Raw genomic sequence first — 448 nt, 5'->3', positions numbered from 1 at the left:
AGCTTGCTTCGATCCCACTTAAATCGGTAGTACCGCCACCAACATCACACACTAGAATCAGCGGGATCTGTTGACGTACATCTGCAGCGGTTTGTTGGTGACGGGCATACCAGTCATAACAAACGGCTTGCGGCTCTTCGAGTAACAGAATCTTACCTAAGCCCGCCAGTTCTGCCGCTTCGAGTGTCAGCTTACGTGCTGTCTCATCGAATGAAGCGGGAACAGTTACCACAACGTCTTGGTCTTCAAGCTTGTTGCTTGGGTTACGGTAGTTCCATGCTTGGCGGATGTGGTTTAGGTAGCTTGCGCTTGCGACAACAGGAGACACCTTATCGACGTCAGTTGCGCCTGCCCACGGCAGAATGTCGGAGTTACGATCAACCGCTTGGTGAGATAACCAGCTTTTAGCACTCGATACTTGGCGACCTTCAACCTTAGCACCTAATTC

The 448-nt window shown here is 51.1% G+C and carries 1 protein-coding gene; it reads right to left on the bottom strand.

Annotation, left to right across the window (positions count from 1 at the left end; translation table 11 throughout):
- On the bottom strand, nt 1–448 hold a 448-nt coding region (locus AACU55_RS22105), incomplete at both ends, for an Hsp70 family protein (protein ID WP_167686186.1).

Origin of the sequence: Rahnella sp. CJA17(1/100) (assembly GCF_963881615.1) — a bacterium.
Lineage (GTDB): Bacteria > Pseudomonadota > Gammaproteobacteria > Enterobacterales > Enterobacteriaceae > Rahnella > Rahnella aceris.
The sequence above is the reverse complement of the archived record's forward strand: the minus strand, read 5'-3'. Positions and strand labels throughout refer to the sequence as shown.